The following is a 12,773-nucleotide window of genomic DNA, read 5'->3' as shown; positions in this document are numbered from 1 at the left end:
GCTCTTTTTACAGCGGCGGCCAGCTGGAGCGGCATGCGTTTTCGGGCGCAGGGAGGATGCTCCACACTTTGAACCGACGCATGATCCTTCCTGAAACCGATCCGGTTTTCGGGTCGTGCGTTCTTGTGGAGGAGGATCCCATGAACAGACGTGAATTCCTGCTGTCGTCCGCGGCTTTCGGCGCCATGATGGTTGCCGCGCCCTCGGTGTTTGCGCAGGACAAGCTCACCATCCTTGGCTCGGTGCCCAGTCTCGGCTTTCCGTTCTTCGTGCACATGCTGAACGAGATCAAGGCGGAAGCCGCCACGCAAGGCGTCAATCTGACCGAAAGCGACGGCCAGAACTCGGCCACCAAGCAGACCGCCGACATCGAGGCCGCCCTGGTGCAGAAGGTCAACGCCATCGTCATCTCGCCGCTCGACGTCAATGCGCTGGCGCCGGCCATCGAGGAAGCGGTCAAGGCCGGCGTTCCCGTAGTGACGATCGACCGCCGCGTCGACGGCGTCGAGGGCATCCTCGCGCATGTCGGCGCCGACAATGTGAAGGGCGGCGAGGCGGAAGCCAACGCCGTGGTGGCGGCGTTCCCGAACGGCGCCAAGCTGTTCCATCTGCAGGGCCAGCCCGGTGCCGGCCCGGCGATCGACCGCAACAAGGGCGTGCACAATGTGCTCGATCCCTTGAAGGACAAGTATCAGATCGTCTTCGAGCAGACCGCCAACTTCGCCCGCGCCGAGGCGCTGTCGGTGACCGAGGCCGGCCTTGCCGCCAATGGCAAGCCCGACGCCATCGTCTGCGCCAATGACGACATGGCGCTGGGCGCCATGGAGGCCTGCGCCGCTCGCAACTTCACCGACGTCAAGATCTACGGCTTCGATGCACTGCCGGAAGCGCTGGTCGCGGTGCGCGACGGCAAGCTTGCGGGCACCGTCGAGCAGTTTCCCGGCGAGCAGTCGCGCACCGCGGTGCGCATCGCGGTGGCCTTTGCCAAGGACAAGACCGAGCCGAAGGAGAAGCTGGTGCTTTTGACGCCGATCGTCATCGGCAAGGACAATCTCGACAAGGCGGAGAGGATTGGCGAGACGAAGTAGGGCGATTTGGCAAGGCTGGCGGGACAGCGCCCCCTCTGTCCTGCCGGACAGAGGGGGGTGTTCAAGCGCTGATGGAGCCGTGATGAACTGCAATCCGGGAGCAACCATTGTCGCCAGCTGAAGCCGCATCGCCCGAGCCCATCCTGCTTGCCGTCGAGGGCATCACCAAGCATTTCGCCGGCGTCACCGCGCTGAGCGATGTCTCGCTCGACATCCGCCCCGGCGAAATCCTCGGCCTGCTGGGCGAAAACGGCGCCGGCAAGTCGACGCTCTTGAAAATCCTCTCGGGCGTCATGCCGCCGTCGGGCGGCCGCATCACTTTCGACGGTGCCGATTATCATCCATCCAGCCCGCAGGATGCCAAGCGGCTCGGCATCGTCACCATCTACCAGGAACTGAGCCTGATCCCGACGCTGACTGTGGCGGAGAATATCTTTATCGGCCGCGCGCCGCTCGGTCCGCTCGGGCTGGTGAGTTGGAGGCGCATGGAGCAAGAGTCGCGCTCGATCATCGCCCGCGTCGGCCTCTCCATCGATCCGATGACGCCGGTGTCGGCGCTGTCGGTGGCCGAACAGCAGCTGGTCGAGATCGCCCGCGCCCTGTCGCTGAAAAGCCGGCTGATCATCATGGACGAGCCGACCTCGGCGCTGACCGAGACCGAGGTGCAGCGGCTGCTGTCGATCATGGGTCGGCTGCGCAAGGACAAGGTCGCCATCATGTTCGTCACCCACCGGCTGGAGGAAGCGTCCGCCATATGCGATCGCATGACGGTGCTGCGCGACGGGCGGCTGGCCGGGCATCTTAACCGCGAGGGCGGACCGATCGCGCTGCCCAAAATCATCGAGAAGATGGTCGGCCGCGCGGCGTCCGAGCTCTACGCCCGGCCGGCGCAGCGCGCGGTGGCCGGCGATATCGTGCTGTCGGTGCGCGGCCTGCGCACCGTTCGCGACCCCGAGGCGCCCCACGCCATCGTGCTCGACGGCGTCGACATCGACCTCAAGGCCGGTGAAATCCTCGGCGTCGCCGGGCTTGTGGGGTCCGGCCGCACGGAACTGGCGCGCGCCATCTTCGGCGCCGACCGCATCGCGGCCGGCACCATCACGCTCGACGGGAAGCCGATCGCCCCGGCATCACCCGCGGACGCCATTGCGCTCGGCATCGGCCTGCTACCGGAGGACCGCAAGCACCAGGCGATCTTTGCCGCGCTGGGCATCCTGCCGAATTTCTCCATCGCTTCGCTGGGCAGCTTCAGCAACGGTTTCGGCTTCATGGCCGAGCGGCGCGAGCGCGATGCGCTGTCCGGGTTTCGCAAGATGCTGTCGATCCGCATGGCTTCGGCCGAGCAGGCGATCGAAGGCCTGTCGGGCGGCAACCAGCAGAAGGTGATCCTGGCGCGCTGGCTGGCGCGCGATCCGAAAGTGCTGATCGTCGACGAGCCGACTCGCGGCGTCGATGTCGGCGCCAAGACAGAGGTGCACCAGATCCTGGTGCAGCTTGCGGCGCGCGGCATTGCGGTGATGATGATTTCGTCCGAGCTGCCCGAGGTGCTTGCGGTGTCGGACCGCATCGTCACCATGCGCCGGGGACGCATCACCGGCCAGATGCCGGGCGTCGAGGCAAACGAGGAAAGACTGATGGAACTGATGGCACTCGACCGCAAGGAGATACTATGAGCGTGGCGGGGGAACAGGATCAGCGCGGCGGTGTCAACTTCGCGCGGCTTTTGATGAGCTTCGGGCCGCTGCTGTTCTTGGTGGCGCTGATCATCGTCTTCACGGTGCTGAAGCCGAGCTTCATGGACCCGATCAATTTGTTCAACATCACAAGGCAGATCTCGATCACCGGGCTGATTGCGCTCGGCATGACCTTCGTCATCCTCACCGCCGGCATCGACCTGTCGGTCGGTTCGCTGCTCGCCTTCTGCGGTATGGTCGCCGCCGTGGTCGCCAAGGGCGGCTCCGCCAACACGCTGTCGCTGTCGACGAGCGGCACGCAAGGGTTCGGCTGGTTCGCAGCACTCTTGGCCGCCGTCGTTGTGGGCGCTGCTGCCGGCGGGGTGCAAGGGCTTGTCATCACCCGGCTAAAAGTGCCGCCCTTCGTCGTCACGCTGGGCGGGCTGACGGTGTTTCGCGGGCTGACGCTGACCATCTCAAACGGCGGCCCGATCTCGGGCTTCGACGCCTCGATGCGCTGGTTCGGAACCGGGCTGATCGGCCCCGTGCCGGTGCCGGCGCTGATCTTCGCCGCGGCCGCCATCCTGTGCCACATCGTGCTGCGCTACACGCGCTACGGCCGAGCCGTCTATGCCGTCGGCGGCAATGCCGAGGCGGCAAGGCTGTCGGGCCTGCGCGTCGACCGCATCCTGATCTCGGTCTATGTCATCGTCGGCTTTTTTGCCGGGCTTGCCGCCTTCGTGCTGTCGGCGCGGCTGAACTCCTCCGAAGCAGTCGCCGGTATTGGCTACGAGCTGACGGTCATCTCGGCCGTCGTCATCGGCGGCACCTCGCTGTTCGGCGGCATCGGCTCTGTCGGCGGCACGGTGGTGGGCGCCGCGCTCATCGGCGTGCTGCAAAACGGGCTGCAGTTCAACAACGTCTCGTCCTACACGCAAAGCATCGTCATCGGGCTCATCCTGATCCTGGCGGTGGCGTTCGACCGGTGGCTGAAATCGCGGGTGAGAAGGTGAGGAGCAAAGGGGGAGGAGCGGTTGGCGCCCAGGCACCCCCCTCTGTCCTGCCGGACATCTCCCCCGCAAGGGGGGAGATTGGCAGCTTCGTCCTCGCCGCTTTCTCTTCAACGTTGAAAATTGGCGAAAGCAGTCATGACGTCCAATCTCCCCCCTTGCGGGGGAGATGTCCGGTAGGACAGAGGGGGGTGCCTCGCACCTGCGCTTGCTAGGGACCCCCATTCTTGCAAAACAAGCATGCTTTGCTAGAAAGACCTGGGGCGGGTGGCATCGTGAGAGAACCTCATGTTTGCCGATATCATCAGACCGATCACCTTGAGTTTTTCGCTGCTGCGGCGGTTCTGGCCGCAACTCGTGGCACTCGTGCTGGCCGGCGTGCTGGTCGGCGATCTCCTCATGCAGCTCGCGGCGAAGGTGGCGCTGGCCAATCACTTCGCCGGGCTGGCGATGCTGACGCTGGTGGCGCTGGCGCAGCTGGTGGTGACGGTGGCGATGTTCCATGTGTTGCGCCCCGGCCTGCCGCATGTGCTGGCCGCGCAGCGCAGCGCGGACAAGGCCGCAACCACCGAGGCGCAAGCCGTCAAGGAGCCGGGTGCTGTGGACCGGCGCGGCTCGCGGCTGGTGCGGATGATCACCATCGCGCTGCTGCCGTTCTTCGCCTATTACGCGGCCTGGGGATTTCTGGGCGACATCGTTCGCCAATATTCGCGCGCCACGCTCGACCAGGCCGATTTCGGCCAGAGCGCCAATGTGCTCGACGTGCTCGATTCGCGCTGGCTGCTGGTCTCGGTGGCGGTGTCCTGGCTGATCCACCGGCTGGCCAAATTCATGCAGACGAAAACGAAAGCCGCCTCGTTCTGGCAGATCGTCGTGGTGATCTGCGAGACCAACTGGATCTTCGTTGGCCTCTATGTGATCAGCCGCTGGAAGGACTCGGCGCTGCAATGGCTGATGAGCCGCCATTTCTGGTCGGCCCTGCAGGCCTCAGTGGACGGGCTGGCGAACCCGGTGCCGATGGCCTCGGCCGCCCCCATGGTGCCGGTCGAGTCGATCGCGCCATCGACGGTTGCCGTCAACCTGTTCTTCTTCATGTTGCTGCCGCTGATCTGGCTGGTGATGGCGGCGCTGATCTATGGCTATGACGTGCGCGACGATGCCGCCCTGATGCGCGTGCACGGCCGGCTGGAGCGCGCCGGCCGGCGCTATGTCGGCCTGCCGAAATTCCTGCGTGATTTCGTCGAGCATTTCATCGCCGGTTACCGCTCGCGCTATCTGCCGATCGCCAACGGGGTTCGGCTTGACAGTCAGCTCCAGTCTGGTGCTTTTGTGCACGCTGGTCGTCGGCTACCGCTTGCTCGACTGGGGCGCTGCCTGGCTATGGCTGGGCACGACGCGGCTGATCGGTCCGCACGAGCTCGACGTCTGGCAGATTTTTTCGCATGGCGTGACGCTGCTGTTCGGCAGCCCGTTCCAGGATTCCTCCACCGGCATCCTGATCGAGCCGCTGCGCATATGCTTTCTCGCCGCCGTGCTGGAGACAGCGTTTTCGATGGCGAAGCGGGCGGGGAAGTGAATTCTCTCCGTTTACGGGGAGAAGGACGCTCACTTCGGCGGCCTCTGAAAGCGCAGGAACCACGGCCGCTCGCTGCCCAATCCGACAGCCGGGCGGATGGTCTTGATGGCGTCCTCGGGCACGATGAAGGTTTCGCCCACGGTGATGATTTCGCCCTTCTTGGCGCCGGAGAAGATCGCCGAGGTGCAGTTCATCACGCCGTCCGGCAGGCCGACGCCGGAGATGAAGTCGGACAGCCAGCGGCGCCCGGCGGCGTCGGTCAGTATCACCTTGCAGCCCAGCCACTGTTTTTGCAGATCGGGGTCGCCAACCGTTACCGCAAAGGTGGCGATGACGGCGAAGGCGTGGTCGGGCAAGCGGCCGGCCTTGCCGCCGCGCAGATCGGCCAGCCGCCACTCGCTGCCGCCGAATGGCACGGACTGGCCGAACTCGACATCCCTGGCGATGAGGTCGTCGCCGTGCAGCCATTCACGGACGCTGTCATAGCTGGTCTCGGCCAGCGTCAGCGGCAGCAGGATAGCGAGCGCGGCAAGACCGCGCCGGCGCCATTTTTTCTCGGTCTCTCGGCCTTCGTCGGCGGCTGGTTCGAGATCGGTCGAAACTGCGGTCATGCCTTTGCCTTGGTCTTGCTCAGTGTTGAGAGTTTCGAGCGCAAACTGCGCTGCGGAATTGCTTTGGGTTCAAGCTGGGTTACTCTGAAACGATTGAGCTCCCTGCATCGGAGAACAAAATTTGCAGAGTCCCGAACCGTTTCAGATTTCCGCGACGGATTTCTGGCTCCTGAGCCACCGGACTGACTCTGCTCTGCCCGGGTACCTGGTGCTTGGTTCCAAGCTGCCGACCAACAACCTCTTGGAACTGCCGCAAGCGGCTCTGGCCGAATTGGGCCCATTGCTTGCGGAAGCTCAGAAGGCATTGACGTCGCGGCTGCGGCCTAACCGGCTCTACATCAGTCGCTACGGCCATTCTCCGGGTCATTCGTTCCATTTTCACCTGATACCTGTCTATGACTGGGTCGAACGGCTCTTCTGGTCCGACCATCGATATCGATCCCTTGAACAGTTCACTGATGCGTCAAGCGAACCGGGCACCGATGGCGCGGAACTCACGCTGTTTATTTGGAGGGAATTTTGTGAGCGGGCCGATCCACCCCCTGTCGAAGGTCCTTCTGTTGCGGAAGTGATTGCATTGCTGCGCCAGGTCATGGGCAGTTAGGCTTGCGCGCCCCTTCCTACAGTCGCGCATCAAGATCGTATTGCGGCAAGACATCCGCTGGCTGGCCATCGGCGCCGGTCGGCACCGCGTCGAGGCTGATGCGGGCCTGGGCGTCGAGCGGGCCGAACCGGCGCGCGGCGACCAGCAGGCTGGCGCCGGGGATCTGGTCGGGCGGCATCTCGAAGATGAACAGGCCGCGTCTTTCCAACCCCGGATCAATGGAATGCGGCGGCATGTCCTGGCGGTAGCCCAGCCGTTCGCTCTGGTGGTAGCGCAGGCCGGTCGGGCCTTGCCAGGTGCCGTCGGCGACCGTGGTGGAGGTGCTGGTGGCGGTGAGACTGGTCGTCACCACCGCCCACAGGCCGCTGGTCGTCAAAAGCTTCTCCTGGCCGAACTGGTCGCTCTTCAGCGTGCGGGCAAAGACCACTCTGTCGAGGCGGACAGCGAAGCTGCGCGCCCGCACCGTGTCGTGGACGGCGCCGTCGACCGGGATCGGTGCGGTGAGCTCGGCATAATGCGGCTTCGACACCTGCATGCCGTAGCTCAGCGCCACGGTGGTGGCGAGGATCAGGAGATTGCCGATGGCCCGGATATTCATGAGCCGCCTTTCCGTGAGTCTGCCACGGGCAGGTCGACGACGGGCAAGGTGACGGTGCCGAGCCGAGTGGGATTGAACCAGCCGGGCGTCCCGTAAAGGTTGTCGCGCGGCTTGAAGATCTCGGCGATGATGCCGAAGCTGAGATTTGCCGGCACGATGGCGTCGCCGGCAAGCGGCCAGACATAGGCCATGCGTTCGGTCATGCCGGGATGCAGTTCCGGCGTCAGAGTCGAATCACGGGTCAGCGCGATCATCGGCAGGCCGTCGAGCAGAGCGAGTCCGTCCGGCGTGAAGACATTGAAATAGGCCTTGTCGGATTGCGCCGTGCGATTGGTCAGGTCGACCTCCAGCACCAGCGCCTTCTGGCCTGGTTTCAGCGGCACGCCATAGACCTTGGCGCGGCTGACATATGCACGCACCGGCTTGAGATGCCAACGCCCGGCATCGATGCCGGCATCGGGCGGCAATTGCGGCGGGGCGTGGGGGGGCAGGGCGCCGAACGCGCCCATCAGGCCGGCGGCGAACAGGGCGGCGATGGTTCCCGCGCCGGCCGTTATCCAGGTTTGAAATTTTAAGCGGGCAGTCTTGAACATTCCAAACTATGCACGTCGACGATCAGCCACCCCTGCGCAGTCTAGAAAGAAAAAATTGCTGATGGAACCCGCAAATGGCTGGTCCAGCCTCACGCTGCTTCGCGCGCCCATAGAAGATGGCCATGGCGACGAAAATACCGCGCCACCAGCCGCTGTTGCTTGGCCCTGATCAGGTCGGGCAGGCGCCGCTCCTGGCGCCAGCGCGGTATGTTGCGCCAGCAGGCTATGAAGCGGACGGCGTCCTCGATGGCCTCCTCCGCCGAGAGGGCCGGGCCAATCGCGGCCAGGAACAGCGCCTCCGACGGTTTCAACGCGTCGATCACCGCCTTGCGCCTGACGTGATCCTGACGGGCGTGGGCGATGCCGTTGCGGCGGATGGCTTCGAAGGCTTCAAGCAGGGCCAGGCTGTCGCCGGCGTAACCGCAGGAACGGGCAAAATCGGCGGCAAGGGCGTCCATTATCGCTCCCGGGTTTGATGCAATGGGCGGGTTCGTGCTCCGACTCACATTTGCATATCCAGCGTGAAAGCATAACTCAAATTACCTTAGAAGAAAAACTTCTGGGAAAGTTTGAAAACTGCGACTCGACTCCGGGCGCAAAACACAGGAATATTCGAACAAATCAGGAACAAAGACGAGGCAGGGGCGATGGCATTGCCGGGCAGGGAACCAACAATGGCGCATGTCGCCTCGATCTCGGTCGAGTGCGCGGATTGCGGCCGCAACCGTTGGTGGCGGCCCGATCAGTTGAAGCGGTTCGGCGTGACGAGGAACACGCCGCTTGCCGCTCTGTCGGGCCGCATCGTCTGCTCGGCCTGCCGTGCCGACGGACTGCCGGGGGCGACCGTTACGATCCAGGCGGCCTTCATCGACGAGCGCCAGCGCGTGCGTAGCGAAGCGCAGATGCTGAGCGATCGCGAGGTGCCGCTGGAGGGAGCGCGGCGGGCTTGAGTCTTGTCGAAAGGGTGAACGGCCGGTTCGCGTAAGCGAATTGATCGTGCCAGTGGCACGATCAAAGGCCAGCGAACGCCGGGGCGCTGCGAAGCAGCGGGGACCCGGCAGGTGGATCCTGCGCTACCCGGCCCTTCGCAAGCTCAGGGCGTTCAAGGCTCGAAAAGCCAAGCAATTGGCTTTTCGTCCGCTGTGCGGACCGCCTTTCACCCCCGCAAGGGGAGAAGGCAAGAAGCGCTCCTCAATACCCCAGCAATTCCTTCAGCGAAATCACGCGCCAGACATGTTTGATGGCGTAGCGGTTGAAGGTCAGCGTCTTCGGCGGATTGTATTGCTCGACCACCAACTCGCCCGCCGTGCGTTTGACCAGCTTCTTGATGAAGGCCTTGCCGTTGCGCTCGTTTTCTTCGGGGAAGGTCTCGATCACCACGTGGTCGCCGGGCACCGCGTCGCGGCCGCCGCAATAGATCAGGTCGCCGGGCTCGTAACGCGGCACCATGGAATCCGAGAGCACGTGCAGGGCGAACACCTTCGGCAGGTTGCGCACGCCCGGCGGGCGCTGGACGTAGCCTGCCGGCTCGCCGTTGAAGGTGAAATCGCCATCGTCGCCGCCGACGGCCGCGCCTAGCACCTCGATATCCATCGAACCGGCGGGCAGCGGACCGGCATCGGTGACGATCTCCGCGTCGGCGACCGGTCCGGCATCGTCGAGAAACACGACCTGCCCTTGGCCCAGCGCCACCGGGTCGACGCGCAGGAAGGCGGCGGTCTTCAGGAGGTTCTCGGTCTTGGGCAGATTGCGGCCGGTTTCCCAGTTGCCGACGGCGGCGACATCGGTGTCGTTGTGCTCCGCAATGTGGCGCATGACCAGGCCGCGCTGCTTGCGCGCCTTGCGGATCGCCGCCCCGACCTTGATCGACAGTTCCGTTTTTGCCATGGCGCCCATGTGAGCGATGAAAGCGGCTCTCGTCTATGAAAGAATGGCTTGCATGTATTTTCGAGTTATGCTTATATCCGGTCATGCAAAACCTGTCCAGCTTTGATGGCGCCGAGTCGCCGGCCTCACGCGAGGCGCATCCGGCGGTCATAACCGCCGCCCATTCCCTTCCGCCCCGGCCGTCCTCCTCCCCGGCCGGGGTGAAGCCCGAGGCTCAGTGCTTGACTGCACCAGCCTCGGGTCCGGTCCGCCTGTTTCCGGCGACCGGAACGGCCGGAGCCGCCGCTCCCAGCGGCTCCGGTCCCCAATTCGGCCGGCATGGCGCCGGCGCTGTTTTTTCGGCTGGCCGATCCTGCATCCGCACCGAGGACGGCACCGTCATCCTGTTGGACAGGCTAACGGGCAGGGCGGTTTCCGCCCTGGACAGAAACACGGCCGAGGCGCGGCTTTTGCACCTTGCCGGCGGGAAATCGGCCCAATCCGGCTGAGGCTGGCCGGCTGACAGCCGGCTCTTGAAAAACAACCTGACTGCGGCCCGGCCACCGGGTCGAACCTTGACGCTGCCCGACGGCGCGCGGCCGAACTTTGGATGGAGCTGGTATATGGCAAGCTATAGCGACGCGGAATTGCACGAGATCGGCCGCTGGCTGAAGGACGGGCTTTCAGCCTCCAGGATTGCAGTCGCGTTCACCGCGCTGCGTGGCAGTCCGGTGTCGCGCGACGCCATCATCGGCATCGTGCATCGTAACGCCATACTGGACGCGATCGGCTTTGCCAATGGCAAGGGGCCGCCGCCGCGAGCCAGACAGGCCGGGGGCAAGCGCGCTGGAAGCAAGCGGGCCGATGGCATGTCGGCGAATGCGACGCCTGCCGTCGGCAAGATGCATGGCGTGCTTGCCGCCAAGGATATCCATGCGCGTGAAGTGGCCCGGCCCAGGCGCGCCCATTCGTTCGTGCGCGAGGCGGGCGTGCTGATCGCCGACGGCGTAGCCTATCGCCTGGAGGTGCCGGCGCCGCCGCGCGCGGCCATCGGCCGGCAGCCGCATGGCGTGGCGATGCGCTTCATCGGTTGCCTGTTTTCACGCTGCCGCGCGCCGCTGGATCTGACGGTGGAGGAGGATTCTGAAAACGATGCGCCCGGCAGCCGGCCGGGCGCCGACATGCTGTGCTGCGGCATGCGCACCACGCCGCTGAAAAGCTATTGCACCTACCATCAGGCGCGCTTCCAGCGCCGCGTATTTGTGGCGGGATGAGCACGCTCTCCCATTGCTGCGCCAGCCTCATCCGGCCGCTTCGCGGCCACCTTCTCCCCGTGGGGGAGAAGAGAGGGCACCCGACGGTGCAAGTCTCCTCTCCCCTCGGGGGTCCGAAGGACGGACGAGACACGTGGCTCGCCCCAAAATGGTCAGCCGAGCGAAGCGGAGGCTGGGTGAGGGGGCTGCCTCGCCGCACAAAGGTGGAGGATCTGAGATGAATCAAGCCCGGAGCAAAATCGCCAGAACCTTACTTCGGCATTTGCCGGCCCTGCTTGGGCGTGCGGCTCTGCATGCTCCTTGCGTCCATCGCCATCGCCGGGTTGCCTTCGGCGATCAATATGCCGGTCACCCGGGCAAAGCCGGTAAACACCTTCATGGCGTCGGCTTCGGAAATCTGCGCGGCGATCGCCGCGCTGCAGGCGTTAAGCGCGCTGCGGTAGACATGGCCGCGTCGCTCCAGCGGCCAGCGCTGCAGAAAATCGGCGGCTTCGCTGACGCTGTCGATCTCTTCGACCTCATCCTCCACCCGCACTTTGAGCGGCACTCCGGTTTTCATCGTACCCACCGCGTTCACCTTCGCTTTGCGCGCGGCTCTGTCTACCGCATCCTTAAACGCGCCCCGCTGGCGGGCGGTTGCATCAATTTTTCGGCTGGCTGGCGATCCTCATGGACTAGCCACCGCGTCCAGCCAGTCATGGGCGCGGCTTTTGGGCCTGGCCACCAGTATGTTCTGTTGCTTGGCCGCCCTGGTGAAGGCGTCGAATGCGATGCGCTGGCAGCAGGTGCCGTCGACGGCGAGCGTAACCAGCCGCGTCGCCTCGAGATAACCAGGTGCTGTCTTGTCGGGCCATTGGTGGCGCAGTGCCTCGGCTGCGCCGGCCACCGAACTGACCAGCATGGTTTTGTTGTCGCAAAAGCGCACGGTAACCGGCATGAAGGCTGTCATCGGCGAACCTCCCCTTGGCGTGGACGCGACATAACGTCGAAAGCTCGCGCCGGTTCCATCAGCCTGGATGCCGGGCGGCAAGGATGGTGGCGCAGCGGCGAAGAGGCGACGACCTCCGGTTCAACGAAGGCTAACCGAACGGCGGCCCTCTCCGCCCTGCCGACCATGTGGGGAGATGCCCAACAGCGCGAAGGATCGCCGCCTTGCCGTCCTCCATCATCCCAAGCCAACCAGGAGCCTTCCATGAGCAAAAAGACCAAATCCGCAAAACCGCAGGCGCCGAAATTGCCGAAGGGTGAGGCCGAGCAGGTGCGCATACGCCGCCAGATCGGCCATGATTTCGCGCTCAGGGATGACGCCTTCGGCCGCAAGCGGCTGGCGGCGGGAACGCTGGAGGCTGCTCGTGTCTACGAGGTGTCGAATGACGGCCACGCCGCCGCCGGCGGCATCGTGCGGGTGCGCGCCATCGATGCGCTTATCGGCATCACCTCGCTGTCGCGCCAGCAGCGCGAGGCAGGCCTGCGCTACCGCGAGGATTTCCGCTGCAGCCAGCAGGCTGATGTCAAGCCGATGCGCTGGACCGAGCGCGTCGACGGCGGCCGCGAGGGCGGCGGCATCGCCGACAGCGTTCTCGACGCCGGCAGGGCCTATGCCGCCGCCACAAGAGCGCTAGGCCATTGGGAGGTGGCCGCCGTGGTGCGACAAGTCTGCTGCGCTGACGGTTCCCTCAAGCGCCTGTCCGAGCAGACCGGCGAGGGCCGGAATGTGGTGACAAAGCTGCTGAAGGTGGGGCTGGATCTGCTGGCGGTGCATTACGGGATGATGATGAGGAGGTGAGGTGGTGAGGTGGTGAGATGGTGAGATGGTGCAACGGATGGCTCGCACGATGCGTAAAACATCGCTAGCCTAGGCGTTTGCATTCCCAGGAATA

At 64.8% G+C, this 12,773-nt stretch carries 15 protein-coding genes; 9 read left to right on the top strand and 6 right to left on the bottom strand.

All coding sequences use genetic code 11. The features are described from left to right. The first annotated feature begins 140 nt into the window (after positions 1-140). The 5 genes from NKI69_RS09280 to NKI69_RS09260 all read left to right on the top strand — a co-directional run bounded on the left by NKI69_RS09280 (position 141) and on the right by NKI69_RS09260 (position 6,562). A complete protein-coding gene (locus tag NKI69_RS09280; RefSeq protein WP_013530574.1) occupies positions 141-1,088 on the top strand; it encodes a substrate-binding domain-containing protein in 948 nt (315 codons plus the stop codon). 107 nt (positions 1,089-1,195) lie between these two features. Beyond that, positions 1,196-2,761: a sugar ABC transporter ATP-binding protein gene (locus NKI69_RS09275; protein WP_023813280.1), complete on the top strand. Its 1,566-nt coding sequence runs from the start codon at positions 1,196-1,198 to the stop codon at positions 2,759-2,761. After that, positions 2,758-3,774 (top strand): ABC transporter permease, encoded by a 1,017-nt coding sequence (locus NKI69_RS09270; RefSeq protein WP_128305541.1) that lies wholly within the window; start codon positions 2,758-2,760, stop codon positions 3,772-3,774. The genes NKI69_RS09275 and NKI69_RS09270 overlap by 4 nt, the downstream gene beginning before the upstream one ends. A 363-nt stretch (positions 3,775-4,137) precedes the next feature. Further along, a complete protein-coding gene (locus tag NKI69_RS09265) occupies positions 4,138-6,144 on the top strand; it encodes a hypothetical protein (RefSeq protein WP_352721077.1) in 2,007 nt (668 codons plus the stop codon). Continuing rightward, complete coding sequence (locus tag NKI69_RS09260) at positions 6,080-6,562, top strand: HIT family protein (protein ID WP_128305542.1); 483 nt, start codon at positions 6,080-6,082, stop codon at positions 6,560-6,562. Before NKI69_RS09265 ends, NKI69_RS09260 begins: the two co-directional genes overlap by 65 nt. A gap of 16 nt (positions 6,563-6,578) precedes the next feature. Here the strand turns inward: NKI69_RS09260 and NKI69_RS09255 are convergent, their stop codons facing one another. The 3 genes from NKI69_RS09255 to NKI69_RS09245 all read right to left on the bottom strand — a co-directional run bounded on the left by NKI69_RS09255 (position 6,579) and on the right by NKI69_RS09245 (position 8,211). Next, positions 6,579-7,160: a hypothetical protein gene (locus NKI69_RS09255; RefSeq protein WP_023813285.1), complete on the bottom strand. Its 582-nt coding sequence runs from the start codon at positions 7,158-7,160 to the stop codon at positions 6,579-6,581. Next, positions 7,157-7,753, bottom strand: coding sequence for a hypothetical protein (locus NKI69_RS09250; protein WP_352721075.1), 597 nt, complete (start codon positions 7,751-7,753; stop codon positions 7,157-7,159). Before NKI69_RS09250 ends, NKI69_RS09255 begins: the two co-directional genes overlap by 4 nt. A gap of 89 nt (positions 7,754-7,842) precedes the next feature. Then, positions 7,843-8,211, bottom strand: a complete 369-nt coding sequence (locus tag NKI69_RS09245) for a hypothetical protein (RefSeq protein ID WP_023813287.1) — start codon at positions 8,209-8,211, stop codon at positions 7,843-7,845. A gap of 189 nt (positions 8,212-8,400) precedes the next feature. Between NKI69_RS09245 and NKI69_RS09240 the strand changes: the two genes are divergently transcribed. Then, positions 8,401-8,703, top strand: coding sequence for a hypothetical protein (locus NKI69_RS09240; RefSeq protein ID WP_031213614.1), 303 nt, complete (start codon positions 8,401-8,403; stop codon positions 8,701-8,703). A 241-nt stretch (positions 8,704-8,944) separates the two neighbouring features. Here NKI69_RS09240 and NKI69_RS09235 read toward each other — a convergent pair whose 3' ends face one another. Continuing rightward, positions 8,945-9,649, bottom strand: coding sequence for an XRE family transcriptional regulator (locus NKI69_RS09235; protein ID WP_023813289.1), 705 nt, complete (start codon positions 9,647-9,649; stop codon positions 8,945-8,947). Positions 9,650-9,861: 212 nt separating this feature from the next. Between NKI69_RS09235 and NKI69_RS09230 the strand changes: the two genes are divergently transcribed. Then, positions 9,862-10,128, top strand: a complete 267-nt coding sequence (locus NKI69_RS09230; RefSeq protein WP_245273285.1) for a hypothetical protein — start codon at positions 9,862-9,864, stop codon at positions 10,126-10,128. Positions 10,129-10,242: 114 nt separating this feature from the next. Then, on the top strand, positions 10,243-10,893 hold the full coding sequence (locus NKI69_RS09225) for a GcrA cell cycle regulator (RefSeq protein WP_352721073.1): 651 nt from the start codon (positions 10,243-10,245) through the stop codon (positions 10,891-10,893). Positions 10,894-11,143: 250 nt separating this feature from the next. Here the strand turns inward: NKI69_RS09225 and NKI69_RS09220 are convergent, their stop codons facing one another. Continuing rightward, positions 11,144-11,452, bottom strand: coding sequence for a DUF982 domain-containing protein (locus tag NKI69_RS09220; protein WP_023813292.1), 309 nt, complete (start codon positions 11,450-11,452; stop codon positions 11,144-11,146). A 108-nt stretch (positions 11,453-11,560) separates the two neighbouring features. After that, positions 11,561-11,842 (bottom strand): DUF982 domain-containing protein, encoded by a 282-nt coding sequence (locus NKI69_RS09215; RefSeq protein WP_023813293.1) that lies wholly within the window; start codon positions 11,840-11,842, stop codon positions 11,561-11,563. 243 nt (positions 11,843-12,085) lie between these two features. Here NKI69_RS09215 and NKI69_RS09210 point away from each other — a divergent pair, with 243 nt between their 5' ends. Continuing rightward, positions 12,086-12,679: a DUF6456 domain-containing protein gene (locus tag NKI69_RS09210; RefSeq protein ID WP_023813294.1), complete on the top strand. Its 594-nt coding sequence runs from the start codon at positions 12,086-12,088 to the stop codon at positions 12,677-12,679. Positions 12,680-12,773: the final 94 nt, after the last annotated feature.

Origin of the sequence: Mesorhizobium sp. M0491, assembly GCF_040321265.1 — a bacterium.
Taxonomy (GTDB): Bacteria; Pseudomonadota; Alphaproteobacteria; order Rhizobiales; family Rhizobiaceae; genus Mesorhizobium.
Note: the sequence above shows the minus strand (reverse complement) of the source record. Positions and strands in the feature narration are given on the sequence as shown.

Coding starts and splice junctions, on each gene's coding strand:
- NKI69_RS09280 (WP_013530574.1), top strand. CDS start 141: ATGAACAGACGTGAATTCCTGCTGTCGTCCGCGGCTTTCGGCGCCATG.
- NKI69_RS09240 (WP_031213614.1), top strand. CDS start 8,401: ATGGCATTGCCGGGCAGGGAACCAACAATGGCGCATGTCGCCTCGATC.
- NKI69_RS09210 (WP_023813294.1), top strand. CDS start 12,086: ATGAGCAAAAAGACCAAATCCGCAAAACCGCAGGCGCCGAAATTGCCG.
- NKI69_RS09245 (WP_023813287.1), bottom strand. CDS start 8,211: ATGGACGCCCTTGCCGCCGATTTTGCCCGTTCCTGCGGTTACGCCGGC.
- NKI69_RS09235 (WP_023813289.1), bottom strand. CDS start 9,649: ATGGGCGCCATGGCAAAAACGGAACTGTCGATCAAGGTCGGGGCGGCG.
- NKI69_RS09270 (WP_128305541.1), top strand. CDS start 2,758: ATGAGCGTGGCGGGGGAACAGGATCAGCGCGGCGGTGTCAACTTCGCG.
- NKI69_RS09255 (WP_023813285.1), bottom strand. CDS start 7,160: ATGAATATCCGGGCCATCGGCAATCTCCTGATCCTCGCCACCACCGTG.
- NKI69_RS09215 (WP_023813293.1), bottom strand. CDS start 11,842: ATGACAGCCTTCATGCCGGTTACCGTGCGCTTTTGCGACAACAAAACC.
- NKI69_RS09220 (WP_023813292.1), bottom strand. CDS start 11,452: ATGAAAACCGGAGTGCCGCTCAAAGTGCGGGTGGAGGATGAGGTCGAA.
- NKI69_RS09250 (WP_352721075.1), bottom strand. CDS start 7,753: ATGTTCAAGACTGCCCGCTTAAAATTTCAAACCTGGATAACGGCCGGC.
- NKI69_RS09225 (WP_352721073.1), top strand. CDS start 10,243: ATGGCAAGCTATAGCGACGCGGAATTGCACGAGATCGGCCGCTGGCTG.